The following is a 26835-nucleotide window of genomic DNA, read 5'->3' as shown; positions in this document are numbered from 1 at the left end:
ACTATTCCTCCCAGGAAATACTAAATGGTAAAACATAGCGGGAGGAAATGAATTATGAGCTGGACAAACATATTCTTACTTGTTCAACTTGTTTTTGGTGTAATTGTCGGATTGTATTTTTGGCATTTGCTCCGAAACCAGCGAACACAAAAAGTTTCAATTGATCGAGAATCGAAAAAAGAATTAGAACAACTTCGCAAAATGCGCGAGATTTCTTTGACAGAACCACTTGCCGAGAAGGTACGTCCTACATCTTTTTTAGATATTGTTGGCCAAGAGGACGGAATTAGATCATTAAAGGCAGCACTGTGTGGACCGAACCCGCAGCATGTCATTATATATGGACCTCCTGGGGTAGGGAAAACAGCGGCAGCACGTCTTGTGTTAGAAGAAGCGAAGAAAAATCAAAAATCACCATTTCGTATGAATGCAACATTTATTGAACTAGATGCAACAACTGCCCGCTTTGATGAGCGTGGCATTGCTGATCCTTTAATTGGCTCGGTACATGATCCGATTTATCAAGGTGCAGGTGCAATGGGGCAAGCAGGAATTCCACAACCGAAAAAAGGTGCCGTAACGGATGCACATGGTGGCATTTTATTTATTGATGAAATTGGTGAATTGCATCCAATCCAGATGAATAAGATGTTAAAAGTATTAGAAGATCGCAAAGTATTTTTGGAAAGTGCATACTACAGTGAAGAAAATTCAATGATTCCAACATACATACATGATATTTTTCAAAAAGGCTTACCAGCAGATTTCCGCTTAGTCGGAGCGACAACTCGTTCTCCAGATGAAATTCCTCCTGCTATTCGTTCTCGTTGTTTAGAAGTTTTCTTCCGTGAACTTGATACAGAAGAAATTCAAAAAGTAGCGAAGAATGCAGCTGAAAAAGTGAAAATGGAAATTGGAAAACAAGGTGTTGAAATGATCGGCATGTATGCAAGAAATGGAAGAGAAGCCATTAATCTTGTGCAAATTTCTGCAGGAATGTCGATTAATGAGGGACGTTCTTTTATTAAAGATGAGGATATTGAATGGGTTGTACATTCTAGTCAGCTTACTCCAAAATATGAAAAGCGTATTTATCCAATTCCGAAGATCGGTCTTGTAAACGGTCTTGCAGTATATGGACCGAATACAGGGGCGCTATTAGAAATTGAAGTAATGGCAATTCCAGCTGCGGAAAAAGGTACGATAAATGTTACAGGAATTGTGGAAGAAGAGAGTATTGGTAGTCAAACAAAATCGATTCGCCGTAAAAGTATGGCAAAAGGATCCGTTGATAATGTATTAACCGTGCTCCGCTCCCTAGACTTGTTACCAGAAGGATATGATATACATATTAATTTCCCAGGTGGTATTCCAATTGATGGTCCTTCAGCAGGCATTGCAATGGCAACAGGTGTATATTCAGCGCTTCACCAAGTGTATGTGAATAACGAAATAGCGATGACCGGAGAAATAAGTATTCATGGAGAAGTAAAACCAGTAGGCGGCGTATATGCAAAAGTAAAAGCAGCAAAAAAGGCAGGAGCGAAAAAGGTTATTATTCCTGCTGAAAACATGCAGCCATTTTTATATACGATAAAGGGTATCGAGATTATTCCCGTTCGAAAATTAAAAGAAGTTTTTGCGTTAACATTCGTCCAGGAAAAATTGCATCGTGAAATTGATGTGCATCGCGAGCTAGATGAAGGCGATGTACAATCGATGTAGATTAAATCGGGTTCTAAGAAGTGATTTCCTTTTAGGTAAATGGGAAATAGAACATGTAATATTTGCCAGACTTCGTTTAAGTTTGTATGCTTAAGCGAGGTCCCTTTTTCTTTTATCCCGCTATTCGTGGGCAATAAGCCCCTACTTCAAAGCTCAGAGAGAAGAGGAGGAAATAGGTAGGGCAACTTACCTGTAAAAGCCCGATTGGTGATGGTTAACTAAGGCCCCTACGGCTGGAAGTTTCACTTTATAGAGAAAGAAAAAGTAGGAGATTTGCAATTGCAAGGAATCTCTGCAATTGCATCCAAGTGTATTGTAATATAAAATAGTTGAACAGGAGTTTAATTTATTATGGAGGTGCTATGTCTAGTATGAATACGAACGAAAGAATTGTGCCCCTCCTACCATTAAGAGGCGTTCTCGTATATCCAACGATGGTTCTGCATCTTGATGTAGGACGTGATAAATCAATACAAGCACTAGAGCAGGCAGCAATGGATGAAAATATCATCTTTTTAGCGATGCAAAAAGAAATGAATATCGATGATCCAAAAGAAGATGACATATATAGTGTGGGTACAGTAGCGAAAGTAAAGCAGATGTTAAAACTGCCGAACGGTACGCTTCGTGTCCTTGTAGAAGGTTTACATAGAGCAGAAATTGTAGAATTTATTGAAGAAGAAAATGTAATACAGGTTTCTATTCAAACAGTAACAGAGGAAGAAGAAGGCGATCTAGAAGAAAAGGCTCTAATGCGCACGTTACTTGAACATTTCGAGCAATATATTAAAGTTTCGAAAAAAGTATCGAATGAAACGTTTGCGACAGTAGTAGATGTTGAAGAACCTGGCCGCCTAGCTGATTTAATTTCTTCTCATCTACCAATTAAAACAAAACAAAAGCAAGAAATTTTGGAGATTAGATCAGCGAAAGAAAGATTACATACGCTCATTTCCATTATTCAAGATGAACAGGAACTACTTAGTTTAGAAAAGAAAATTGGACAAAAGGTGAAACGTTCGATGGAACGTACGCAAAAAGAATATTTCTTGCGTGAACAAATGAAGGCGATTCAAACAGAACTTGGTGATAAAGAAGGTAAAGGCGGCGAAGTAGAGGAACTTCGCGAAAAAATCGAAGAGGCTGGAATGCCAGAAGAAACGAAGAAAGCTGCCCTAAAAGAATTAGATCGTTATGAAAAGTTGCCAGTAAGTTCTGCAGAGAGTGGTGTCATTCGCAATTATCTGGATTGGTTATTAGCACTTCCGTGGACAGAAGCGACAGAGGATATGATCGATTTAGCACATTCTGAAACAATTTTAAATAGAGATCATTATGGTCTTGAGAAAGTGAAAGAACGTGTACTGGAATATTTAGCTGTACAAAAGCTAACAAATTCTTTAAAAGGACCAATTCTTTGTCTAGTAGGCCCTCCGGGTGTTGGGAAAACATCTTTAGCTCGTTCGATTGCCACATCGTTAAATCGTAATTTTGTCCGTGTTTCCCTTGGTGGTGTTCGTGATGAATCTGAAATTCGTGGTCACCGTCGTACATATGTGGGAGCAATGCCAGGGCGTATTATTCAAGGGATGAAGAAGGCAAAAACAATCAACCCAGTCTTTTTATTAGATGAGATTGATAAGATGTCCAATGATTTCCGCGGCGATCCGTCTGCTGCATTATTAGAAGTATTAGACCCGGAGCAAAACCATAATTTTAGCGATCATTATATTGAAGAGCCGTACGACCTATCAAAAGTAATGTTTGTTGCAACTGCAAATACGCTTGCGAGCATTCCAGGTCCGCTCCTTGATCGTATGGAAATTATTTCGATTGCTGGTTATACAGAGATTGAAAAGGTACATATTGCTCGTGAACATTTATTGCCGAAGCAATTAAAAGAACATGGCTTGCGAAAAGGGAATTTACAAATTCGTGATGAAGCCCTGCTTGAAATTATTCGCTACTATACGCGCGAGGCTGGTGTTCGAACGTTAGAACGTCAAATTGCAAAGATTTGTCGTAAAGTAGCAAAGATTATTGTAACAGAAGAGCGTAAACGTATTATTGTAACGGAAAAAAATATTACAGACCTACTTGGTAAACATATATTCCGTTATGGGCAAGCTGAAACGAAAGATCAAGTTGGAATGGCAACTGGTTTAGCGTATACAGCTGCTGGCGGTGATACACTCGCAATTGAAGTATCTGTATCACCAGGAAAAGGAAAATTAATTTTAACAGGGAAACTTGGGGATGTTATGAAAGAATCCGCACAAGCTGCATTTAGTTATATTCGCTCTCGTGCAGAAGAACTTCATATCGATTCAAATTTCCATGAAAAGAATGACATCCATATTCATGTTCCAGAAGGAGCAGTGCCAAAGGATGGTCCATCAGCTGGTATTACGATGGCAACGGCGCTTATTTCCGCATTGACAGGTGTACCTGTCAGTAAAGAAGTAGGGATGACAGGTGAAATTACCCTTCGTGGTCGTGTATTACCAATCGGTGGTTTAAAAGAAAAAACATTAAGTGCTCATCGCGCAGGCTTAACAAAAATTATTTTGCCAGCCGAAAATGAAAAGGATTTAGATGATATTCCAGAAAGCGTAAAAGAAAACCTTACGTTTGTGCTTGTGTCTCATTTAGACGAAGTATTGGAGCACGCATTAGTAGGAGTGAAACAATGAAAGTAACAAAAGCAGATATTGTCATTAGTGCTGTTAAACCAGAACAATATCCAGATGGTGACTTACCAGAAATTGCATTAGCAGGTCGTTCTAATGTTGGGAAGTCTTCCTTTATTAATAAAATTTTAAATCGTAAAAAGTTAGTGCGTATTTCTTCTAAACCAGGAAAAACGCAGACACTCAACTTTTTCTTAATTAATGAAATGATGCATTTTGTCGATGTTCCAGGTTATGGATATGCGAAAGTATCGAAAACAGAGCGAGCGGCATGGGGCAGAATGATTGAAACCTATTTTACAACGCGTGAGCAATTAGATGCGGCTGTATTAGTAGTTGATCTACGTCACCCGCCGACAAACGATGATGTTATGATGTATGATTTCTTAAAGCATTATGAAATTCCAACAATCATCATTGCAACAAAAGCCGATAAAATTCCGAAAGGGAAATGGCAAAAGCATTTGAAGGTTGTGAAAGAAACGCTTGATATTGAACAAGGTGATGAAGTTGTTCTATTTTCATCGGAAACAGGGCTTGGAAAAGAAGAAGCGTGGAAAGCCATTCATAAGTTTACAAAAACAAAAAACGTGTGACGATTCGTCGCACGTTTTTTTGTTTACTTATAGTACGTTTAATGTAACTTCAATATTTCCTCTAGTCGCTTTTGAATATGGACATACGCCATGTGCAGCTTCTACAAGCTCTCGTGCTTCAGCATGAGAAACGCCAGCTACACGTACATCAAGTACAGCAGATAATCCAAAACCACCGTCCGTATCTTTCCCAATTGAAATATGAGCTGTCACTTCTGTACTTTCTACTTTTACACGTTTTGTACGAATAACAAGTTGTAATGCACTATCAAAGCATGCTGCATAACCAGCTGCAAATAATTGTTCTGGGTTCGTTGCTTCGCCGCCCATACCGCCTAATGCTTTTGGCATCTTCACATCAAGGTTTAGAATGCCGTCTTCAGAAACAACTTTCCCGTTTCTTCCACCTGTTGCAGTTACAGTTGCTGTGTATAATTTTTCCATCCTTATTCCCCTTTTCTATCATTTATTGGTTTCATGGTTTCAATTAATTTATTTAATTGAACTAATAATGATCGGTATTCTTGCTCTGTAATTCCTAAATTGATAGCAATGGTTTTTGGCAATGAACATGCTTTTTCTTTTAAAGCGTGTCCTTGTTCTGTTAGTTCAATGCACACCTTGCGTTCATCTTCCTTAGAACGAACACGTTTAACTAATCCTAATGTTTCCATGCGTTTTAACATAGGGGTTAAAGTGCCGGAATCTAAAAATAGACGTTCACCAATTTCTTTTACAGTTAATCCATCTTGCTCCCAAAGTACTAATAATGTAATGTACTGTGGATACGTAATACCCATTTCTTCTAAATAAGGTCGATAAAAGCGTGTTACTTCCCTAGAGCAAGCATAAATAGAAAAGCAAAGCTGATTATCGAGATGCAAAGGATTATCTTTCATGAGCATCCCTCCTTTTTAATTGTGCACAATTAAATTTTGTAAAATAAATATAACGAAAAAGAAATGAGATGTCAAATACATTGCAACGAAAAAATTTTGAGTAATGTGTCACATGAAAGAAGTTGTTACATTTTGGAACAATCATACATATTTTTCTGTATGATGAAAGAAGATAGAGAAAGAGAGTATTTCAATTCGTATGGAATAGTTTCCATCACTTGATTCTGATAGATTTTTTTGGTAACGTACAAATAGAGTTATTATTTTATAATGATTATAAAGTAAGGTATATATACATTTTGATTTTCTAACATATAAGTCGCTGTTATGAAGAACAAAAGGTGACATGTACTCGTTTTCTCTCTTTGTTTTAACTTGGCATGGGGCAGGGAGAGGATCTGACCGCTTCTATGCGTGGCTGGATGCTCTCTCCCACCTAAAGATTAGGTTTTATGTCGTTTTTTCAATTTGCATTTATATAGTCAGATGAGTAATGTATTTCCTGCTAGGTGTGAAAAGCAGAAAAAATAATTTGTTGATGTTCACACGATTGTCAGATTCATAACAGGAAAGTTGTATTATGATAGTAGATAAGGTGATAAAACGGTTGAAGGGGGACATGCTGCGTGCATATTCTTGTTGTTGGTGTAAATTATCGAACAGCCCCTGTAGAATTTCGTGAGAAACTAACATTTCAGGCAGCGGAGTTAGAGCAGGCAATGACAACGTTACAAAATCAAAAGAGCGTGTTAGAAAATGTCATTGTATCAACGTGTAACCGCACAGAAATCTATGCTGTCGTCGATCAATTACACACGGGACGATATTACATTAAGAAATTTTTAGCTGATTGGTTTCAGCTTGGTATAGAAGAGGTTTCACCATATTTGTCTATTTTTGAACAAGATGGTGCCGTGGAACATTTATTCCGTGTAACGTGCGGATTAGATTCTATGGTAGTGGGTGAAACACAAATCTTAGGACAAATTCGAAATAGCTTCTTAGAGGCGCAAAAAGTGAAAGCAACAGGGACAATTTTTAATGAATTGTTCAAACAAGTCATTACGTTAGCAAAGCGTGCGCATTCAGAAACAACAATTGGTGAAAGTGCCATGTCTGTTAGCTATGCTGCTGTTGAACTTGGAAAGAAAATTTTCGGCGATTTAACAGACTGTCATGTTTTGATTCTTGGCGCTGGAAAGATGGGTGAACTTGCCCTGCAAAACTTATATGGAAGCGGAGCTCGTAAAGTGACCGTTATGAACCGTACGTTTACGAAAGCGGAAACAATGGCCGAGAAATATATGGGGCATGCAAAACCGTTAAGTGAATTGCAGTGTGCGCTTTTAGAAGCGGATATTTTAATTAGTTCAACTGGTGCTTCAGATTACGTGATTACGAAAGAAATGATGACAAGAGTGGAGCGTATACGCTGTGGTCGTCCATTATTTATGGTAGATATTGCAGTGCCGCGTGATATTGATCCGACAATCGATGAGCTAGAAGGTTCTTTCTTGTACGATATTGATGATTTACAAGGTGTAGTAGAAGCCAATCGTGCTGAACGTTTGAAAGAGGCGGAAAAAATTCAGCTTATGATTGAAGAGGAAATCGTTATATTTAAAGCTTGGTTAAATACGCTTGGCGTTGTTCCTTTAATATCAGCTTTACGTGATAAAGCATTAGCGATTCAAAGTGATACGATGCAAAGTCTTGAACGAAAAATTCCAACGCTTAGTGATCGTGAAAGAAAAGTGATTAGTAAGCATACGAAAAGTATTATCAATCAACTGCTAAAGGATCCAATTTTAGTAGCGAAAGAGTTAGCGGCCGAAGAGGGAGCTACGGAAAAGCTCGCTTTATTTGCGAAAATTTTTGATTTAGAAGTGCAAGAAGCGGCCATGGAACATATTGAAGAACCAGAGCATAAACGAGTGTGGACAGCATCCGTTCCATCTTTATAACTGGAAGGATGATCGGATGGGTTTTTTAAATAATAGTATTATTTATCATATCGCAATTATTTTATATGCTTGTAGCATTAGTTTATATTTTATAGATTATTTCCAAAGTAACCGAAAGGCGAATCGAATTGCTTTTTGGTTACTTGCGATTGTATGGGTATTACAGTCTATTTTTATGTTACTTCGAGCTATGGAATCAGAGACGAATCCGATTTTGACATTATTGTCAGGGATTTATTTTTATGTGTGGCTATTAATTACAATGTCACTCGTAATCAATCGATTTATGCGCATTGACTTTTTAGTCTTTTTTACAAATGTCATTGCTTTTGGCGTAAGCGCTTTTTCTATTTTCACTCCGCTCGGAAAAATGTCGCCTGTACTCGCACATCAATTAGTTTCAGAGCTTGTATACGTGCATGTAGGAATGGCGATTATTTCCTATGCGGCGTTTACAGTATCGTTTATTTTTTCCATTATGTACTTGTTGCAATATCGATTATTAAAACAAAAAAAATGGAATGCAAGATTAAGAAGGTTAGGAAACTTACCGAAGCTTGAGTCGATGTCATATGGATTAAATTTATTTTCTGTTCCGTTTTTCCTATTAGCTATTTTGCTTGGATGTATATGGGGATATACAAAACTAGATAATTTCCATTGGTATGACACGAAAGTAATCGGGTCTTTTGTTGTTTTGTTTGTCTATTGCATGGGTCTATATTTACGAGGGTCAGATATATTGCAAGGTAAGAAAATTATAAACTGGAACATTGGAGCCTTTCTCGTTATGTTAATCAATATTTTTCTATTAAGCAGTTTATCCAACTTCCACTTTTGGTATTTATAATGAGGAGAGAACATTATGCGCAAAATTATTGTAGGTTCAAGAAAGAGTAAGCTAGCATTAACACAAACAAATTGGTTTATTGATCAATTAAAAGCGCTTGGTTTACCATATGAATTTGAAGTGAAAGAAATTGTTACAAAAGGTGATGTTATTTTAGATGTGACGCTTTCTAAAGTAGGTGGGAAAGGCTTGTTTGTAAAAGAAATTGAACACGCACTACTTATGAAAGAAATCGATATGGCTGTACATAGTATGAAGGATATGCCAGCTGTACTTCCAGATGGATTAACAATTGGGTGTATACCAAAGCGTGTCGATCCGCGTGATGCGTTCATCTCAAAAAACGGGGAATCATTTGAGGACTTAGCAGAAGGTGCAATTCTTGGTACGAGTAGTTTACGACGTAGTGCGCAGTTACTCGCTGCTAGACCAGATTTACAAGTGAAGTGGATTCGTGGAAATATTGATACGAGATTACGTAAATTAAAAGAAGAAGATTATGATGCAATCATTTTAGCAACGGCTGGATTGCAGAGAATGGGCTGGGATGATGATGTAATTACAGAACACTTAGATGAAACATTATGTGTACCAGCTGTAGGACAAGGTGCCTTAGCGATTGAATGTCGTGAGGATGATGCAGATCTATTGCAATTATTATCACATATGAATGATGCTGTAACAGAACGAACAGTAGCGGCTGAACGAGTATTCCTTCATAAACTTGAAGGTGGTTGCCAAGTACCGATCGCTGGTTATGCAACGCTTCAGAAGAATGATGAAATTGAATTAACAGCTCTTGTCGGTTCTATGGATGGTTCAGTCTTGTTAAAAGAAATTGTCACAGGTGTGAATCCAGAGCAAGTTGGCTTAGAGGCAGCGGATCGTTTAATTAAGCAAGGAGCAAAAGAGCTCATTCTTGCTGCGAATAAGGAGCAACATTAATCATGGATGCTCTTGCTGGCAAAACAGTACTGATTACGCGTGCCCAGCATCAAGCAAAACAAATGAGTGTAGCGGTGAAAAAACAGGGCGGAATTCCATTGGAAATTCCGCTTTTGCATATAGAAGGTGTATCTCAGCAGGAATTTCAAGGTATATCTCAGCAGCTTCATACATATGACTGGGTTATTTTTACGAGTAAAAATGGTGTGAGTTTTTTTTTAGATGGTTTGTGTCAGGAAATACCCCCTACTGTTCGCATTGCTGCAGTAGGGGTGAAAACAGGACAAGAATTAGAAAAGCGGGGTTATGAGGTTCATTTTGTCCCAAAGACTTTTGTCGCGGAAGCTTTCGTTTTAGAATTTGTAAGAGAGTTAAACGGGACAGAACGCATTTTATTTCCAAAAGGGAATTTAGCTAGAGATATTATTCCAAATAAACTCCGCGATCTTGATGTGTTTTTAGAAGAATTTGTCGTGTATGAAACGAAAACAAATCATGAGAAGCAGCTAGACCTTATCGCAGCTCTAGAGTTAGGTAAGGTAGATGTTGTTACATTTACGAGTCCCTCTACTGTTACAAGCTTTGTGAAATTACTTGAGGGCACAAACTGGAGAGAATGGACAAAAAAATGTACAATTGCTTGTATAGGACCGATAACAGAGCAAGAGGCAAGGCGTTATTTTGCTGGTGTAATCGTTCCAAAAGAATATACAGTAGAAGCATTAATACAGTGCATTTCAAAATATAATCAAAATGCATAGTCTAAATAAAAAGAATGGGAGATAGAAATCTATGAATTCTTTACAATTTAATCGTCATCGTCGTTTAAGACAAAGCAAAAATATGCGTGCGCTTGTACGTGAAACATTTTTACATACAGAAGATTTTATTTATCCTATTTTTGTATTAGAAGGAGAGAATGTTCGTAACGAAGTTCCTTCTATGCCGGATGTATATCAAATTTCTTTAGATCTTCTGCAAGCTGAAATGCAAGAAGTGGTAGATTTAGGTATTCGTTCTGTTATCGTATTTGGTTTGCCTGCTGAAAAAGATGAAGTTGGATCTTCTGCATTTTGTGAACACGGCATTGTACAACGTGCGATCAAACAAATTAAAGAGCAGTTTCCAGAGTTAGTAGTAGTGGCGGATACATGTTTATGCCAATATACAAGCCATGGGCATTGCGGGGTTATTGAGGATGGAATCATTTTAAATGATGAATCACTTGAAGTTCTTGCAAAAACAGCAGTGAGCCAAGCAAAAGCAGGAGCAGATATTATCGCACCATCTAACATGATGGATGGATTTGTAACGGCGATTCGCCATGCGTTAGATGAGAACGGTTTTGCACACGTACCGGTTATGTCATACGCTGTGAAATACTCGTCTGCATTTTACGGTCCATTCCGCGATGCTGCGCACGGTGCACCGCAATTTGGTGATCGTAAAACGTATCAAATGGATCCAGCAAACCGTATGGAAGCATTCCGTGAGGCTGAATCAGATGTAATGGAAGGAGCGGATTTCTTAATTGTAAAACCGGCCCTTTCTTACTTAGATATCATTCGCGATGTGAAAAACAATTTCAATTTACCAATCGTGGCTTATAATGTGAGCGGAGAATACTCAATGATTAAAGCGGCAGCGCAAAATGGTTGGATTAATGAAAAAGAGATTGTACTTGAGAAACTATTGAGCATGAAACGTGCAGGAGCAGATTTAATTATTACGTATCATGCGAAAGACGCAGCACGATGGTTACAAGAAGGAGGAATACAATAATGAAAAAGTTTGATAAATCGATTGAAGCGTTTGAAACAGCGCAAGATTTAATGCCTGGCGGCGTAAATAGCCCAGTTCGTGCATTTAAGTCCGTTGGTATGAATCCGCTTTTTATGGAGCGCGGAAAAGGCTCTAAAGTGTATGATATTGACGGGAACGAATATATCGACTACGTATTATCATGGGGACCGCTTATTCACGGACATGCAAATGAACGTGTTGTGGAATCATTAAAAGCTGTTGCTGAAAAAGGAACGAGCTTTGGTGCGCCAACAGAGATTGAAAATAAATTAGCGCAGCTTGTAATTGAGCGTGTGCCATCGATTGAAATTGTACGTATGGTAAATTCAGGAACAGAAGCGACGATGAGTGCCCTTCGTCTAGCACGTGGTTATACAGGTCGTAATAAAATTTTGAAATTTATTGGTTGTTACCATGGTCATGGTGATTCGCTATTAATTAAAGCAGGTTCAGGTGTTGCGACGCTTGGTTTACCAGATAGCCCAGGTGTACCTGAAGGTGTAGCGAAAAATACGATTACAGTAGTGTATAACGATTTGGAGAGTGTAAAATATGCGTTCGAGCAATTCGGTGACGATATTGCTTGTGTTATCGTAGAGCCAGTGGCAGGGAATATGGGAGTAGTTCCACCACAACAAGGATTTTTAGAAGGACTTCGTGAAGTGACAGAGCAAAATGGTGCATTGCTTATTTTTGATGAAGTGATGACAGGATTCCGCGTTGCTTACAACTGTGGACAAGGTTATTACGGTGTAACACCTGATTTAACTTGTTTAGGAAAAGTAATCGGTGGCGGCCTACCAGTAGGAGCATACGGTGGTAAAGCGGAAATTATGCGCCAAGTTGCACCGAGCGGACCGATTTACCAAGCAGGTACATTATCTGGTAATCCTTTAGCAATGACTGCAGGTTATGAAACATTAGTACAATTAACGCCAGAGTGTTATCAAGAGTTTGAGCGTAAAGCTGAAATGTTAGAAAATGGCCTGCGTAAAGCGGCTGAAAAACACGGTATTCCGCATCATATAAACCGCGCAGGTTCAATGATAGGTATATTCTTCACGAATGAACCAGTTATTAACTACGATGCAGCAAAAACGTCTAACTTAGAGTTCTTCGCAGCTTACTATCGTGAAATGGTAGAGCAAGGTGTATTCTTACCACCTTCTCAATTTGAAGGATTATTCTTATCAACAGCACATAGTGATGCAGATATTGAAGCGACAATTGCAGCGGCAGAAATTGCGATGTCGAAATTAAAAGCGTAAATAAAAAGGTTGCCGGGATCGTCCTGGCAACCTTTTTATTAATGACTAGAGATCATGTCGCATATTGTCGGAATGCCGATATATTTTAAAAAGCGTCGATATATGAAAAATGAATAGGAAGATCACATGTGCAGTTCGATTTTTTACTCATAAAATGATTCCGAGACACATAAACCTGTAATGACATACAGTTTGGGAGGGGGAAAAGAAGTGGCAACAGATCATTCATTACGTTTTTCATTAAAAGAATCGGTTTGGTTCCAAAAAGGACAGGAAGTCGAAGAACTTTTGTCAATTTCGTTAGATCCAGACGTTGAGATAGAAGAGCTTGAATACGAAGTAATTGTGAGAGGTCAATTGGATTTAACGGGAGAATATGTTGCAAGGCAAGATGATTCTGCGTTTTCATTACGAGATTTATCTCCAGCGAAATCCATTGATTATGTAGAAACGCGAGAAGATGGTGTAAACGAACTTGTGCACTCTTTTCCGTTAGAAATTTCGATTCCACGAAACCGAGTGAAACAAGTTGAAGAATTGTATGTTTCCATTGAGGAATTCGATTATGAATTAAAGGAAAATGGTTGTTTACAGCTATTAGCGGACATATCGATATCTGGATTATGTGAGGATGAGAGAATACAGAATGAAGTGCAAGAGGAAGAGATAGAGAATGTGGAAGTTGATAGAACCGAGGAAATAAAACTGGTGGATGAGGATACATTGCCGGTAGAAGTGGAAGAAGTAACAGTTCATACAGAATCAAACGGATGGGAAGATTATGCATTTGAGCCTTTCCAATTAGAGGAGCGCAAAGAACAAGAATTAGAAGAAGAGGTAGAAGATCTAGAAGAACATGAAGAGGAAGAACGAGAAGAGGAAGCAAAAGAAACTACACCACAGTTTGAATTCTTTGGCCGGAAGGATTTTCAGAAAAAGAAGGAAAAGGAATTACAGGAAGAAGCAGAAACGGCATACTCACAACGGGATGAAAATGCATTATATTTAACAAAATTGTTTACGAAAGAGCCGGAAGAAGAATTTACGAAATTACGTATGTATTTTGTGCAAGAAGGGGATACAATTGAATCGGTTGCGGATCGATATGAAACGTCGGTCCAGCATTTACATCGTGTGAATCAAACAGATGATGTATATTTAACTGCAGGGCAAATTATATATATACCTGTGTCAAAAGCAAAAACAAAGTGAGTGGAGAATTTTCTCCACTCATCTCTTTTCTTTTACCATAGTTCATCTTACGTTTTTGAATGAGAAAGGATCATTCGTATGGATATAGAATTGCGAGATCGTTATGCGCCGATCGTACAGCGGTATCAATTGGATGCCCACCATATGGAAGAGCATGGGAGTGTAATAAAAATTTATACGAATCAAGGTCCATATGCATTGAAAAAATTACCATCTCATCGATTGAAGCGAAATAATTTAATGTATCATGTTCAATTTTTACGTGAAAAGGGATTTACACATTATGTACCGATTTACCATGCGACAGATGGAAATCATATTTTGAGTGACGAAACATATAGTTATTATTTAATGCCTTGGCTTGAGCGAGCAGAAGGGAACGGAGAGGACAATGATCAATATCATAAAATGTTTCAGACGCTAGCGCTGCTTCATCAAAGGACGGTAAAAGAAGAAACGTATACTGAAGAAGCGTTAGAGGAGCATTATACAAATGTCTCTGATCGTTGGGAGAAAGATGGAGAATTCTTAGAGCAATTCCTCGTAGAGTCTGAGGCGAAATGGTATATGTCGCCGTTTGAATTGCAGTATTGTACGTATTTTCATCATGTGATGAGGGCGCGTGAATTTGCAACGAAACAGCTTTCGGAGTGGAATGAAGCGATGAAAGAAAAAGAAAAAACACGAGTTTCTTTTATTCATGGCAATGTATCGATGAATCATTTTTTATTCGATTATGAACGAAATGGTTATTTTATTAGTTTAGAAAGGTCTCAATTTGCAACACCAGTTCAAGATCTTGTTCGCTTTTATTCCCGCTCATTGAACACATATCCAATTACGAGAAGCGATCGCTTTGAATGGTATCAGGTGTATCAAAAGAATTTTCCGTTTACGAAAGAAGAACAACTCCTTATGTTTGCGTATCTAACATATCCGTCCCCATTTATTCGACAAATCCAATCTTATACAAGCAAACAGCAGAGCCGTAGTGAAAAGCAAGAACTTCAAGGTGTGAAAATGTTACAACAAGCGCATTGGCTTGTAAGTAATATAGAGTATTTTATTTCACAATTTCAAGCAGCGCAGCAAGGGAATGAGTAACAGCCGTAGTCTCAAGTGTCCTTGAGGCTACGGCTGAAAATGCAAGCGAATCGTTGCTACAACAAAGATGATAAGGATGATGAAATCTAAGAAAGTTGGAAGTAGTAATGTACGAATCCCTTGGAAAATCGTAAGGGGAATTGCAAAATCAGCAAACATCGTTTGTAAATTTCTAACCCATGAAGGGGCCGAAAAATTGTAGGTGCGTCGGTATCGTCGCATAATCATTCCTCCGTATAGAAAGGCTATTGCTGCACATGAACCTTAAAAGATGAAAGGGTAATATTACAGTATGCGGGGTAAGTACCTAAGGTGCTTGTGCTGCATACCTTCATTTTCCGTGTATATATTACAGGGAATTTAGTTAAGCTGATTGGTAATTGTATGTTGTTTTTATCAAAATAGAATTTATTAATTGTAGAAACTTGCTGAAAAATATTTTTATCTTGACGAATATGGTTTCGTTTTTTACACTATTGTATATAATAAATAACAATTATATAAATGCGTTGAAGGGGAAGAGTATAACATTAAACGTCTGCAGAGAGGAGAATTATTAGCTGTGAGATTCTCTAGATAGTCATGTTAGAAGGTAGCTCTGGAGCATCTTTTCTGAACGGAGTCATTCTCATTAGGAAAAGACGGATCTGTCCGTTATCAAATTAAGAGTATAAGCAAATTTTGAATTTGTTTGTAAATAAAGGTGGTACCACGATGTCCCTCGTCCTTTTTGGATGAGGGGCATTTTTTATTTTAAGGAGGGAAAATAATGTCAAATACGGAAAAGAATTTACCGACTAAATATGATCATATGTCCGTTGAAGAAGGCCTTTATAAATGGTGGCTAGACGGCAAATATTTCGAAGCAAAAGGAGATGCGGAAAAACAGCCGTATACAATTGTAATCCCGCCTCCAAACGTAACAGGTAAACTGCACTTAGGGCACGCTTGGGATACGACGCTTCAAGATATTTTGACGCGTACAAAGCGTATGCAAGGTTACGATGTATTATGGCTTCCAGGAATGGACCATGCTGGTATCGCAACACAGGCAAAAGTAGAAGGAAAACTTCGTGAAGAAGGTATTTCACGTTACGATCTTGGCCGTGAGAAATTCCTTGAGAAAGCATGGGAATGGAAAGAAGAATATGCTTCTCACATTCGTCAGCAATGGGGAAAAGTTGGTTTAGGATTAGATTACTCTCGTGAGCGCTTTACATTAGACGAAGGTTTATCTGATGCGGTTAATAAAGTATTCGTTCAATTATACGAAAAAGGTTTAATTTACCGCGGTGAATATATTATCAACTGGGATCCAGCAACACGCACAGCTCTTTCTGATATTGAAGTAATTCATAAAGAGATTCAAGGTGCATTCTACCATATGAACTACCCATTGACAGATGGATCTGGTCACATTCGACTTGCGACAACTCGTCCAGAAACAATGCTTGGCGATACAGCAGTAGCAGTTCATCCAGAAGATGATCGTTACAAGCATTTAATCGGAAAAACAGTTACACTTCCAATCGTAGGCCGTGAAATTCCGATTATTGCTGATGAGTACGTAGAAAAAGATTTCGGAACAGGCGTTGTGAAAATTACACCAGCTCACGATCCGAATGACTTTGAAGTAGGTAACCGTCATGACTTACCTCGTATTTTAGTAATGAACGAAGATGGAACGATGAACGAAAAAGCTGGTAAGTATAACGGTATGGATCGTTTCGAATGCCGTAAAGAGTTAGTAAAAGACTTACAAGATGCTGGTGTATTAGTAGAAATCGAGCCTCATATGCATTCAGTAGGACATAGTGAGCGTAGCGGTGCAGTTGTTGAGCCTTACTTATCAACACAATGGTTCGTAAAAATGGGACCACTTGCAGAAAAGGCAGTAGAACTTCAACAAAAAGAAGAAGAAAAAGTAACGTTCGTACCAGAGCGTTTCGAGAACACATACTTACGCTGGATGGAAAACATTCACGACTGGTGTATTTCTCGTCAATTATGGTGGGGACACCGCATTCCAGCTTGGTATCATAAAGAAACTGGTGAAGTATACGTAGGTACGGAAGCACCAGCAGATATTGAAAACTGGAATCAAGATAACGACGTACTTGATACATGGTTTAGCTCAGCGTTATGGCCATTCTCAACACTTGGTTGGCCGAATGAAGATGCAGAAGACTTCAAACGTTACTATTCAACAGATGCTCTAGTAACTGGTTATGATATCATCTTCTTCTGGGTATCTCGTATGATTTTCCAAGGTTTAGAGTTTACAGGAGAGCGCCCATTTAAAGACGTATTAATTCACGGTTTAGTTCGTGATGAGCAAGGACGTAAAATGAGTAAATCTCTTGGTAACGGTATTGATCCAATGGATGTTATTGATAAGTACGGTGCAGATGCAATGCGCTTCTTCTTATCAACAGGAAGTGCACCAGGACAAGATTTACGCTTCAGCATGGAGAAAGTAGAATCTACTTGGAACTTCATTAATAAAATTTGGAATGCATCCCGTTTCGTATTAATGAACATGGATGACATGAAACATGAAGATATCGATTTAACTGGTGAAAAATCAGTTGCAGATAAGTGGATTTTAACCCGCTTAAATGAAACGATTGAAAGTGTAACACGTAACATGGATAAATATGAGTTCGGTGAAGCTGGCCGTTCATTATACAACTTCATTTGGGATGATTTCTGTGATTGGTATATTGAAATGGCGAAACTTCCATTATACGGTGAAGATGAAGTGGCTAAGAAAACAACTCGTTCAATTCTAGCATACGTACTAGACCAAACGATGCGTCTACTACACCCATTCATGCCATTCGTAACAGAGAAGATTTGGCAACACTTACCGCATGAAGGTGAATCTATTACAGTAGCAGCATGGCCGACAGTTCGCGAAGATTTACAAGATAAAGAAGCGGCAGCAGAAATGCACCTTCTAGTTGATATCATTCGCTCTGTTCGAAACATTCGTGCTGAAGTAAATACGCCAATGAGCAAAAAAGTTCAAATGCAAATTAAAGCAAAAGACGAAGCAGTACTAGCACAGCTTATGAAAAACAGCTCTTACATTGAGCGTTTCTGTAATCCAAGTGAATTAACAATTAAGACTGATTTACAAGCGCCAGAAAAAGCGATGACTGCAATCGTATCAGGTGCAGAGTTATTCTTACCGTTAACTGATCTTATCAATCTTGATGAAGAGAAAGCGCGTCTTGAAAAAGAACTTGAGAAGTTCGATAAAGAAGTAGAACGTGTACAGAAGAAACTTGCAAACCAAGGTTTCGTAGCAAAAGCACCAGCGGCAGTTATTGAAGGAGAGCGTGCAAAAGAGCAAGATTATCTAGAAAAACGCGAAGCAGTTCGTCAACGTCTAGCTGATCTTCAAAAATAAAGTCATTCGAAAGAGACTCGCCATATTGGTGAGTCTCTTTTATTTGCGTATAATAGAGCTAGGATAATTCTTTGTTTTAGTTCTTTTTTATTGATTTGAAAGGGGAATGGCAAGCGTGGTACATACATACGAAGAAGCGATAGATTGGATTCATAGCCGATTAAAGTTTGGAATTAAACCAGGATTAGAGAGAATGCAGTGGATGCTAGGGGAGCTTGGAAATCCTGAGCGTCACATAAAATGCGTTCATCTTGCAGGAACAAATGGAAAAGGTTCAACTTTAACATATATGCGTTATATGCTAGAGGCGGGAAAATATAAAGTTGGTACATTTACGTCTCCATACATTGAAACATTTAATGAGCGAATTAGTGTTAACGGTACACCGATTGCAGATAAAGAAATTACTGTGCTTGTAAATATGGTAAAACCGGTTGTTGAAAAATTAGATGAAACAGATTTAGGAGAAGCAACGGAGTTTGAAATTATTACAGTAATGGCAATCTGCTATTTTGGTAAAATAAACTTCTGTGACATCGTCTTGTTTGAAACAGGGCTTGGTGGTCGTTTTGATTCTACAAATGTAGTTCATCCAGTTCTTACAATGATTACAAATATCGGCCATGATCATATGCATATTTTAGGGAATACATTAGCTGAAATTACGTACGAAAAAGCAGGAATTATTAAATCAGGAGTTCCTGTTATTACTGGTGTGCAGGATGAAGAAGCACTTGAGGTTATCCAAAAGGTTGCTCAGGAAAAGAATGCAAATCTATATGAGTTTGGAAAGCAATTTACAGCTGTTCATCGGCGTTCCGATGAAGATGGAGAGCATTTTGATTTTTCTTGCCCGTTTGCTTCATTTGAGGAAGTTCAGATTTCGATGAAAGGAAGTCATCAAGTCGGAAATGCAGCATTGGCGTTGATGGGGATTATGTATCTTAAAACATACCTATCATTCTTAATGGAGGAAGAGCATATTGGCGTAGGATTAAGTGAAGCATATTGGATTGGCCGATTTGAACGACTGCAAAGCAATCCGGACGTAATTATAGATGGCGCTCATAATCCAGAAGGAATTGCAAGCCTTGTGAAAACAGTAAAGGATCATTATAACGATAAAAACATCCTTGTTTTATTTACCGCTTTAGGTGATAAACAGCTAGACAATATGGTAGGGCAATTAGAAACAATTGCAGATGAAATGACTTTTACAACATTCACATTTGATCGTGCGATTTCTGCTGAGGAGCTTGCAGCTTACTCACGTAAGGAAACAAAACAAGTTTTTGAGAATTGGAAAGAAGCTATTGATGCGAAAATGAACAACCTCCAAGAAAATGATGTTTTCATCATAACAGGCTCTCTTTACTTTATTTCAGAAGTTAGAAAATACATTCGTGAAAAAAACTAGGACAGCAACTTGCTGCCCTAGTTTTTTGTTCTACAAATGAAGTCAAATACATACATATAAAGTGAAACTTCCATCAGTGGAGGTTTTTTTATTTCCCACTGATGGTTAGCCTTCACCAATCGGGCTTTTAGGGGCAGTTTATCCCCTAGCAACCTTCATAATTTTGATCCGCAATTTTGAGGTAGGGGATATTACTGCCTATTAATGCGGGATAAGATAACTATATGGGAAAATTTGACGAATCCCTCCGACAGATATCTCGTTTTTTTGTGAAGTGAATATGATATGATGCGGACAATGATAAGAGGTGAGGTGTGAGGGTATGGACAAGCAATCACGAACAATCTCGGTTAAAGTAAACGGAACGGAAGCAAAGTATGAAGAAAAGCAGAAAGAAAAGGAAGAATTTGATTGGATGGTAGTTGATAGTGAAACGTCGCAAAATGTAGTGCCCTTTCAAAAAAACAAGTTACCATCTATCCGGCAGCACCGAAAGAAATGGAATAATGTGCTTGTTTTTACAGTTGCTACTGCGGTTATCATTGGCACAGTGTTAGGGATGGGAATGCTTCACTTGTTAACGGGACAAGGTACAGTTCGGGAAGCTACGATAACAAGTGGAGAAAAGAATAATGGAGCAGAGCAAAAAGAAGTAACAGCTGGAGAGAAAAAAGAAGAAAAACAAAAGGTGGAGAATACAGCTGCTTTAGAACCAATCACTTTATATTTCGTTCAGGGAGGTCTCTATTCTTCTGAAGAAAAAGGACAGGCAGCTACTCAGGAATGGAAAGACAATGGGAGCATAGCAGCGATTAAACCGACTGATGATAAGTATTCACTTGTAGTTGGAATTGCAAGTGATGAGCAATCGCTAGATAAATTAATCGGACAATATAAGAAAGATGGCGTATCAGTTTTGAAAAAGAAATGGGAAATTACAGATCGGGCATTGCTGAAAAGCGATAAAGAATCTGGTCCATTGTTAAGTAAGTTGCAACTCTTATACGTCCATTTTGTAAAATACGCGACTAGTATACAACCTGGAAGTAAAAGTAATTCAAAAGAAATAGAAGCGATTGAAAAGGAATGGAAGGCAATTGAAAAAGAGGGGAAATCAATTAAGCGTGAGGATGTAAAAAAAGTATATACGTATGCATCAGTAGCTGTGCAAACAATAAAAGAAGGAAAGACTGATAAAGAAGCAGTAGCTAAATTGAATCAAGTTATCATTGATGGTTTGCTTTCTTATGAAAAAGTGGTTTCGCAAAAAGCCAAAGAGTAGGATAATGGAATAAGAGGAAAGAAGTATGCATACTTCTTTCTTTTCTTTTGAATTATATAGCTATAGAAATGTTTTCACCTTATAGTGAGAAAACATCATTTCTTAAAAAGAAAATGATGTTTTTGCAATTTGTAGGAAAGGTATTTGTTTGATACGATCAAGCTATATTTTTCTGCTTTATGTAAGAAAGGAGCATATATGAAAAAACTTATTTTAGCATCTGGGTCGCCGCGCCGGAAGGAATTACTTGAACTAGCGGGTGTACCATTTGAAATTGTTGTGAGTGAAATAGAAGAAACAATCGGTGCGTATTCATCGCCCGCTGATATTGTGATGTCACTTGCTTTGCAAAAAGCGTCTGCTGTAGTAGAAAATCACGAAGATAGTGTGGTATTAGGTGCAGATACAATTGTTACATATGAATCGCGTATTCTTGGAAAGCCTAAAGATGAAGCGGAAGCGAAAGAAATACTGCAGCTATTATCAGGAAAAACACATGAAGTATATACAGGCGTTGCGCTCATTTCAAAAGAAAAAACAGTAACTTTCTACGAACGTACAGAAGTTACGTTTTGGGAGTTAACAGAAGAAGAGATTGATGCGTATATTGCGACGAAAGAACCACTTGATAAGGCTGGAAGTTACGGTATTCAAGGAAAAGGTTCTATCTTTGTTCAACATATTCAGGGAGATTACTACAGTGTAGTGGGATTACCAATTGCACGACTTGTTCGTGAATTAAAACAGTTCGATAATGATGCATCCCATGCGTAAAATTGCATGGGGTTTTCTTTGCGAAAAATTGAAAAAGGAGTGAAAATATGAACGGTATTCGTGATGTTTTGAAAGAAGAACAACCACGGGAGCGTTTATTAGTAGAAGGAGCAAGCAGTTTATCGAATCGGGAACTTCTCGCAGTGCTACTTAGAACTGGTTCTAAAGAAGAATCAGTTCTAACATTAGCGGATCAAATTTTATATCATTTTGACGGATTACGAATGTTAAAAGATGCTACAATAGAAGAGATGACGAGTATTCATGGTGTAGGAATAGCAAAGGCCTCTCAGTTAATCGCTGCTTTTGAACTAGGGAGAAGGATGGTGCGTTTAGAGTACCAAAATCGATATAGTATTCGGAGTCCAGAAGATTGCGCTAGTTATATGATGGAAGAGATGCGTTTTTTACAACAAGAGCACTTTGTCTGTTTATACTTGAATACGAAAAATCAAGTTATGCATCGGCAGACTGTGTTTATTGGGAATTTAAATGCCTCAATTGTGCATCCTCGCGAGGTTTTCAAAGAAGCTTTTCGTCGCGCAGCAGCCTCTATTATATGTCTGCATAACCACCCTTCAGGAGATCCTACGCCGAGTCGGGAAGATATTGAAGTGACAAAACGATTGGTAGAATGTGGAAGGATCATTGGGGTTGAAGTCCTTGATCACATTATTATAGGCGACCATAAATTCGTGAGTTTAAAAGAAAAAGGTCATATTTAAGACTATTCTTTTTACTTATTTTGTTTTATAATGTGATTTATGAGTTTTTTGTAGGCATTCGCTTACAATAAAGGATAGAAAATATAAAAACGTACTGTTTTATTATAAATATAAAGTAAGAAAATGAGTCCGTGAAAATGAGAAAGGAAGATAGATGATATGTTTGGATTTGGTGGTTTTACTCGTGATCTTGGAATTGATTTAGGAACAGCAAACACGCTTGTATACGTGAAAGGAAAAGGTGTAGTTTTACGTGAACCTTCAGTTGTAGCATTGCAAACTGATTCGAAACAAATCGTTGCAGTTGGTAGCGATGCAAAACAAATGATTGGTCGTACACCAGGAAACGTAGTGGCTCTTCGCCCTATGAAAGATGGTGTAATCGCTGATTATGAAACAACAGCGACAATGATGAAATACTATATTCAACAAGCGCAAAAATCAAATGGATTTTTCTCTCGTAAGCCATATGTAATGGTATGTGTGCCATCTGGTATTACTGCTGTAGAAAGACGTGCAGTAATCGATGCAACTCGCCAAGCAGGTGCGCGTGATGCATATCCAATTGAAGAACCATTTGCAGCAGCAATCGGTGCAAACTTACCTGTTTGGGAACCAACTGGTAGTATGGTTGTTGATATTGGCGGCGGAACAACAGAAGTTGCGATCATTTCTTTAGGCGGGATTGTAACAAGTCAATCTGTTCGTGTTGCTGGTGATGATATGGACGATTCAATCATTCAATACATTAAGAAAAGCTACAACTTAATGATCGGTGAAAGAACAGCAGAAGCATTAAAATTAGAAATCGGTTCTGCAGGCGAGCCAGAAGGTATTGAGCCAATGGAAATTCGTGGCCGTGATTTAGTAAGTGGTTTACCAAAAACAGTATTAATCAAGCCAGAAGAGATTGCAGATGCGTTAAAAGATACAGTAGATGCAATTGTAGAATCAGTGAAAAACACATTAGAAAAAACGCCACCTGAATTAGCAGCGGATATTATGGACCGTGGAATTGTATTAACAGGAGGCGGTGCATTACTTCGCAACTTGGACAAAGTAATTAGTGAAGAAACGAAAATGCCAGTTCTTGTTGCAGAAAATCCACTTGACTGTGTAGCAATTGGAACAGGTAAAGCTTTAGATAATATCGACCTTTTCAAAACTGCTCGATAATATTCCAAAATAAAAATCAATGAAATTAAGAGGGTGTGAACGTGCCACAGTTTTTCTTAAACAAAAGATTAATTGTTTTGCTAGTTAGTATTATTCTTCTCGTGGCATTGATTGGAATCTCACTGAAAGAACGGAAAAATCTAACATGGCCAGAGCAGTTTGTAAAAGATACTGTCGGTGTTGTAGAACGTGTATTCCAAAAGCCAGCGAATTATGTTGCCGGGTTCTTTGAGAACGTAGAAGATGTAAAGCGCACGTATGAAGAAAATAAAACATTAAAAGAAAAATTAGATAAGTATGCGGAATTATCCGTGAAAGTAAAAGATTTGGAAAAAGATAATGCGAAGCTTCGTGAAACGATTGATAAAAAAGATTCTCTTCGTGACTATAAGCCAATCCAAGCTACAGTGATTGCACGCAATCCGGACAAGTGGTATGACTTAATCGGAATTGATAGAGGTGCACAGCAAGGAATCCAGAAGGATATGGCTGTTATGACTTCAAAAGGGTTAGTCGGACGAGTGAAAAGTGTGTCTCAATTTACATCAACTGTAGAATTATTGAGTTCACTGAATCGAACAAATCGTATTTCTGCTGTAGTAGAAGGGCAAGAGCGTATTTTTGGATTGATTGAAGGATACGACAAGGAAAAACAATCTCTTGTTTTCACAAAGATTCCATCTGATGTAAAAGTAGAAAAAGATCAAACGGTTGTAACATCAGGATTAAGTGATATTTTCCCGAAAGGGTTAGTAATTGGGAAAATTGTAGATGTTGCACCAGATGAATATGGATTAACACAAACAGCTTACGTAAAACCTGCTGCGGATTTAAATGATGTAGACCATATTATGGTTACAAAAAGAGTTATGCCCTCAGCAGCGTTAGAACAGTAAGGGGGAGAAGATATGGCTATTTTGAAAAGAGCAATTCTTCCTCTGCTGCTTCTTTTTGTGTTTTTATTCGAAAATATGTTTTCTACTGTAGTTCCAACAGCATTGTTTTGGAAAGACAGTATTGCAGCTCCGCATTTCTTTATGATTGTGCTATGTTTTATTACCGTTTATTTTAGTCCTTTACAAGGTATTTACTATGGGCTATTATTTGGTTTTTTATTTGATACTGTATATACAGAACTTGTTGGTGTATATATATTTGCTTATCCAATTTTGGCGTATCTTGTGTATAGTACGATGAGAGTATTGCAATTGAATTTATTTATTGTTTCTTTTATCGTATTAACGGGAATTGCAGCCTTAGAGTATTATGTATATGGATTTTTAACGCTACTAGGACGTATTCATGTACCGGCGCATATCTTTTTCTCAGATCGTCTCCTTGCTACTTTATTGTTAAATGGAATTTTCTTATTACTAGTTTGTTTCCCACTGAGACGATATCTTGTGCGTCTTTCAAAAGCGATGGAAGAAAAAGAAAAAAGGATTTTCTAATTTTATGTCGAATTGAATCGTTGGGGTGAACTTTAGTGGAAGAAAAAAAGCAACAAAATATAACGATAAAAGGGACAAAAGATGGACTGACATTACATTTAGATGATTGCTGTTCATTCTCTGAATTACTGCAAGAACTGGACGAAAAGCTTTCCACTCACTATTACGATGGTGATGGACGTTCATTAATCGAAGTACATGTTAAGGTTGGTAATCGCTATTTGACAGATGTACAGCAAGAAGAAATTCGCACTTTGATTCGTAATAAAAAAAATCTTGTTGTGGATTCCATTGAGAGTGATGTCATAACAAAAGCTGAAGCAATAGCGTGGAAAGAAGAAACAGAAATTGTCCCTGTTTCCAAAATTGTTCGCTCAGGTCAAATATTGCATGTAAAAGGAAATCTATTGTTAATTGGAGATGTCAATCCAGGCGGAACGGTTATCGCTGGGGGAAATATTTTTGTCGTTGGATCATTACGAGGAATTGCGCATGCTGGATATTATGGGGATACAGATGCTGTCATTGCAGCATCTGTTATGAATCCAATGCAACTTCGAATTAGTGATGTGACAATGCGGGCTCCGGAAGAGAAAGAAGACGGAGCAGAGGCGGCGGAATGTGCGTATATTGATGAGAACAATCACATTGTTGTCGATCGCCTGCAACTTCTCACTCATCTTAGACCTAATTTAACAAAGTTAGAAAGGGGAATTGTATAGCTGTGGGAGAGGCAATAGTAATTACATCTGGAAAAGGCGGGGTAGGAAAGACTACAACGTCTGCAAACATTGGTACAGCCTTAGCATTATCCGGGAAAAAAGTATGTTTAATTGATACGGATATTGGTCTAAGAAACTTAGACGTAGTAATGGGGCTAGAAAATCGTATTGTATTTGATCTTGTTGATGTCGTCGAAGGTCGTTGTCGTTTACCTCAGGCTCTTATAAAAGATAAGCGCTTTGATGAACTTTATTTATTACCTGCAGCACAAACGAGCGATAAGTCAGCGGTAACACCTGAACAAATGGATGAGTTAATACAACTATTACGTCAAGATTATGATTATGATTACATATTAATTGATTGTCCTGCTGGTATTGAGCAGGGATTCAAAAACGCGGTGGCAGGTGCGGATAAAGCAATTGTTGTAACGACGCCTGAAGTATCTTCTATGCGTGATGCAGACCGTATTATTGGGCTTTTAGAAAAAGAAGATATCGAACCACCAAAACTTGTTATTAACCGTGTGCGTAGCCATATGCTACATGAGCAAGATATGCTAGATGTAGATGAAATTGTACGTACACTTTCGATTGAGTTGCTCGGAGTTGTCGAGGATGATGATGAAGTTATTCGTGCTACAAATACAGGTGAACCTGTAGCATTGCAGCCGAATGGAAAAGCATCATTAGCTTATCGGAATATTGCAAGACGTTTGCTAGGTGAATCTGTCCCTTTACAAGCGTTTGGGCAAGAAAAAGTATCTGTTTTTACAAAGATGAAAAATTTCTTTGGAATTCGTTAAAAGCACTTCGC

24 protein-coding genes and 1 other annotated feature are annotated in these 26835 nt (G+C 38.1%); of the genes, 21 read left to right on the top strand and 3 right to left on the bottom strand.

The features are described 5' to 3' along the window. Positions 1–54 precede the first annotated feature (54 nt). From lonB to ysxC, 3 genes are all read left to right on the top strand, one after another. Complete coding sequence (gene lonB, locus C564_RS0103180; protein ID WP_018764398.1) at positions 55–1725, top strand: ATP-dependent protease LonB; 1671 nt, start codon at positions 55–57, stop codon at positions 1723–1725. A 362-nt stretch (positions 1726–2087) separates the two neighbouring features. Further along, positions 2088–4418, top strand: a complete 2331-nt coding sequence (gene lon, locus C564_RS0103175; RefSeq protein WP_018764397.1) for an endopeptidase La — start codon at positions 2088–2090, stop codon at positions 4416–4418. Continuing rightward, positions 4415–5011: a ribosome biogenesis GTP-binding protein YsxC gene (gene ysxC, locus C564_RS0103170; protein WP_018764396.1), complete on the top strand. Its 597-nt coding sequence runs from the start codon at positions 4415–4417 to the stop codon at positions 5009–5011. Before lon ends, ysxC begins: the two co-directional genes overlap by 4 nt. Positions 5012–5038: 27 nt before the next feature. Here ysxC and C564_RS0103165 read toward each other — a convergent pair whose 3' ends face one another. Beyond that, positions 5039–5455 carry an organic hydroperoxide resistance protein gene (locus C564_RS0103165; RefSeq protein WP_003200800.1) on the bottom strand — a complete coding sequence of 139 codons (417 nt, stop codon included), beginning with the start codon at positions 5453–5455 and terminating at the stop codon, positions 5039–5041. Between the two features lie 2 nt (positions 5456–5457). Further along, the gene (locus C564_RS0103160; RefSeq protein WP_006096077.1) at positions 5458–5910 is read right to left on the bottom strand and encodes a MarR family winged helix-turn-helix transcriptional regulator; all 453 of its coding nucleotides are present in this window, start codon (positions 5908–5910) and stop codon (positions 5458–5460) included. A 626-nt stretch (positions 5911–6536) separates the two neighbouring features. Between C564_RS0103160 and hemA the strand changes: the two genes are divergently transcribed. The 8 genes from hemA (at position 6537) to ysxE (ending at position 15056) form a co-directional block, all read left to right on the top strand. Further along, positions 6537–7874: a glutamyl-tRNA reductase gene (gene hemA / locus C564_RS0103155; protein WP_018764395.1), complete on the top strand. Its 1338-nt coding sequence runs from the start codon at positions 6537–6539 to the stop codon at positions 7872–7874. Between the two features lie 16 nt (positions 7875–7890). Further along, positions 7891–8724 (top strand): cytochrome c biogenesis protein, encoded by an 834-nt coding sequence (locus C564_RS0103150; protein WP_006096075.1) that lies wholly within the window; start codon positions 7891–7893, stop codon positions 8722–8724. Between the two features lie 15 nt (positions 8725–8739). Next, positions 8740–9669 (top strand): hydroxymethylbilane synthase, encoded by a 930-nt coding sequence (gene hemC / locus C564_RS0103145; protein ID WP_003200809.1) that lies wholly within the window; start codon positions 8740–8742, stop codon positions 9667–9669. Between the two features lie 2 nt (positions 9670–9671). Next, positions 9672–10430 carry a uroporphyrinogen-III synthase gene (hemD, locus tag C564_RS0103140; protein WP_018764394.1) on the top strand — a complete coding sequence of 253 codons (759 nt, stop codon included), beginning with the start codon at positions 9672–9674 and terminating at the stop codon, positions 10428–10430. 31 nt (positions 10431–10461) lie between these two features. Beyond that, positions 10462–11451, top strand: coding sequence for a porphobilinogen synthase (hemB, locus tag C564_RS0103135; RefSeq protein ID WP_006096072.1), 990 nt, complete (start codon positions 10462–10464; stop codon positions 11449–11451). Beyond that, positions 11451–12740, top strand: a complete 1290-nt coding sequence (gene hemL / locus C564_RS0103130; protein WP_018764393.1) for a glutamate-1-semialdehyde 2,1-aminomutase — start codon at positions 11451–11453, stop codon at positions 12738–12740. The genes hemB and hemL overlap by 1 nt, the downstream gene beginning before the upstream one ends. A 180-nt stretch (positions 12741–12920) precedes the next feature. Further along, the gene (spoVID, locus tag C564_RS0103125) at positions 12921–13952 is read left to right on the top strand and encodes a stage VI sporulation protein D (protein WP_080740069.1); all 1032 of its coding nucleotides are present in this window, start codon (positions 12921–12923) and stop codon (positions 13950–13952) included. 78 nt (positions 13953–14030) lie between these two features. Then, positions 14031–15056, top strand: a complete 1026-nt coding sequence (gene ysxE, locus C564_RS0103120; RefSeq protein WP_026008448.1) for a spore coat protein YsxE — start codon at positions 14031–14033, stop codon at positions 15054–15056. A 27-nt stretch (positions 15057–15083) separates the two neighbouring features. Here the strand turns inward: ysxE and C564_RS0103115 are convergent, their stop codons facing one another. Beyond that, complete coding sequence (locus tag C564_RS0103115) at positions 15084–15278, bottom strand: hypothetical protein (RefSeq protein WP_018764391.1); 195 nt, start codon at positions 15276–15278, stop codon at positions 15084–15086. 278 nt (positions 15279–15556) lie between these two features. Next, positions 15557–15788 (top strand) — a binding site (T-box leader). Between the two features lie 37 nt (positions 15789–15825). On the opposite strand from C564_RS0103115, the gene C564_RS0103110 reads away from it, so the two are divergent. The 10 genes from C564_RS0103110 to minD all read left to right on the top strand — a co-directional run bounded on the left by C564_RS0103110 (position 15826) and on the right by minD (position 26824). Next, positions 15826–18471, top strand: coding sequence for a valine--tRNA ligase (locus C564_RS0103110; protein ID WP_018764390.1), 2646 nt, complete (start codon positions 15826–15828; stop codon positions 18469–18471). Positions 18472–18586: 115 nt separating this feature from the next. Next, positions 18587–19888: a bifunctional folylpolyglutamate synthase/dihydrofolate synthase gene (locus tag C564_RS0103105; protein ID WP_018764389.1), complete on the top strand. Its 1302-nt coding sequence runs from the start codon at positions 18587–18589 to the stop codon at positions 19886–19888. A 322-nt stretch (positions 19889–20210) separates the two neighbouring features. Then, a complete protein-coding gene (locus tag C564_RS0103100; protein WP_018764388.1) occupies positions 20211–21170 on the top strand; it encodes a hypothetical protein in 960 nt (319 codons plus the stop codon). Between the two features lie 198 nt (positions 21171–21368). Then, complete coding sequence (locus C564_RS0103095) at positions 21369–21944, top strand: Maf family protein (protein ID WP_026008447.1); 576 nt, start codon at positions 21369–21371, stop codon at positions 21942–21944. A gap of 47 nt (positions 21945–21991) precedes the next feature. Next, positions 21992–22669 carry a RadC family protein gene (gene radC, locus C564_RS0103090; RefSeq protein ID WP_018764386.1) on the top strand — a complete coding sequence of 226 codons (678 nt, stop codon included), beginning with the start codon at positions 21992–21994 and terminating at the stop codon, positions 22667–22669. 159 nt (positions 22670–22828) lie between these two features. Beyond that, positions 22829–23845 carry a cell shape-determining protein MreB gene (mreB, locus tag C564_RS0103085; protein ID WP_003200832.1) on the top strand — a complete coding sequence of 339 codons (1017 nt, stop codon included), beginning with the start codon at positions 22829–22831 and terminating at the stop codon, positions 23843–23845. Between the two features lie 41 nt (positions 23846–23886). Continuing rightward, a complete protein-coding gene (mreC, locus tag C564_RS0103080) occupies positions 23887–24741 on the top strand; it encodes a rod shape-determining protein MreC (protein ID WP_018764385.1) in 855 nt (284 codons plus the stop codon). Between the two features lie 12 nt (positions 24742–24753). Then, a complete protein-coding gene (mreD, locus tag C564_RS0103075; protein ID WP_003200835.1) occupies positions 24754–25296 on the top strand; it encodes a rod shape-determining protein MreD in 543 nt (180 codons plus the stop codon). Between the two features lie 35 nt (positions 25297–25331). Beyond that, positions 25332–26018: a septum site-determining protein MinC gene (gene minC, locus C564_RS0103070; RefSeq protein ID WP_018764384.1), complete on the top strand. Its 687-nt coding sequence runs from the start codon at positions 25332–25334 to the stop codon at positions 26016–26018. 2 nt (positions 26019–26020) lie between these two features. After that, entirely contained in the window at positions 26021–26824 is an 804-nt protein-coding gene (gene minD, locus C564_RS0103065; protein ID WP_003200838.1) for a septum site-determining protein MinD, read from the top strand. Positions 26825–26835 lie beyond the last annotated feature (11 nt).

Origin of the sequence: Bacillus sp. 105MF (assembly GCF_000374885.1) — a bacterium.
Lineage (GTDB): Bacteria > Bacillota > Bacilli > Bacillales > Bacillaceae_G > Bacillus_A > Bacillus_A pseudomycoides.
The sequence above is the reverse complement of the archived record's forward strand: the minus strand, read 5'-3'. Positions and strand labels throughout refer to the sequence as shown.

Bases quoted from the DNA above. Each gene is read 5' to 3' on its own strand.
- lonB (WP_018764398.1), top strand. From the start codon at position 55: ATGAGCTGGACAAACATATTCTTACTTGTTCAACTTGTTTTTGGTGTA.
- lon (WP_018764397.1), top strand. From the start codon at position 2,088: ATGTCTAGTATGAATACGAACGAAAGAATTGTGCCCCTCCTACCATTA.
- ysxC (WP_018764396.1), top strand. From the start codon at position 4,415: ATGAAAGTAACAAAAGCAGATATTGTCATTAGTGCTGTTAAACCAGAA.
- C564_RS0103165 (WP_003200800.1), bottom strand. From the start codon at position 5,455: ATGGAAAAATTATACACAGCAACTGTAACTGCAACAGGTGGAAGAAAC.
- C564_RS0103160 (WP_006096077.1), bottom strand. From the start codon at position 5,910: ATGAAAGATAATCCTTTGCATCTCGATAATCAGCTTTGCTTTTCTATT.
- C564_RS0103150 (WP_006096075.1), top strand. From the start codon at position 7,891: ATGGGTTTTTTAAATAATAGTATTATTTATCATATCGCAATTATTTTA.
- hemC (WP_003200809.1), top strand. From the start codon at position 8,740: ATGCGCAAAATTATTGTAGGTTCAAGAAAGAGTAAGCTAGCATTAACA.
- hemD (WP_018764394.1), top strand. From the start codon at position 9,672: ATGGATGCTCTTGCTGGCAAAACAGTACTGATTACGCGTGCCCAGCAT.
- hemB (WP_006096072.1), top strand. From the start codon at position 10,462: ATGAATTCTTTACAATTTAATCGTCATCGTCGTTTAAGACAAAGCAAA.
- hemL (WP_018764393.1), top strand. From the start codon at position 11,451: ATGAAAAAGTTTGATAAATCGATTGAAGCGTTTGAAACAGCGCAAGAT.
- spoVID (WP_080740069.1), top strand. From the start codon at position 12,921: ATGACATACAGTTTGGGAGGGGGAAAAGAAGTGGCAACAGATCATTCA.
- ysxE (WP_026008448.1), top strand. From the start codon at position 14,031: ATGGATATAGAATTGCGAGATCGTTATGCGCCGATCGTACAGCGGTAT.
- C564_RS0103115 (WP_018764391.1), bottom strand. From the start codon at position 15,278: ATGCGACGATACCGACGCACCTACAATTTTTCGGCCCCTTCATGGGTT.
- C564_RS0103110 (WP_018764390.1), top strand. From the start codon at position 15,826: ATGTCAAATACGGAAAAGAATTTACCGACTAAATATGATCATATGTCC.
- C564_RS0103100 (WP_018764388.1), top strand. From the start codon at position 20,211: ATGGACAAGCAATCACGAACAATCTCGGTTAAAGTAAACGGAACGGAA.
- C564_RS0103095 (WP_026008447.1), top strand. From the start codon at position 21,369: ATGAAAAAACTTATTTTAGCATCTGGGTCGCCGCGCCGGAAGGAATTA.
- radC (WP_018764386.1), top strand. From the start codon at position 21,992: ATGAACGGTATTCGTGATGTTTTGAAAGAAGAACAACCACGGGAGCGT.
- mreB (WP_003200832.1), top strand. From the start codon at position 22,829: ATGTTTGGATTTGGTGGTTTTACTCGTGATCTTGGAATTGATTTAGGA.
- mreD (WP_003200835.1), top strand. From the start codon at position 24,754: ATGGCTATTTTGAAAAGAGCAATTCTTCCTCTGCTGCTTCTTTTTGTG.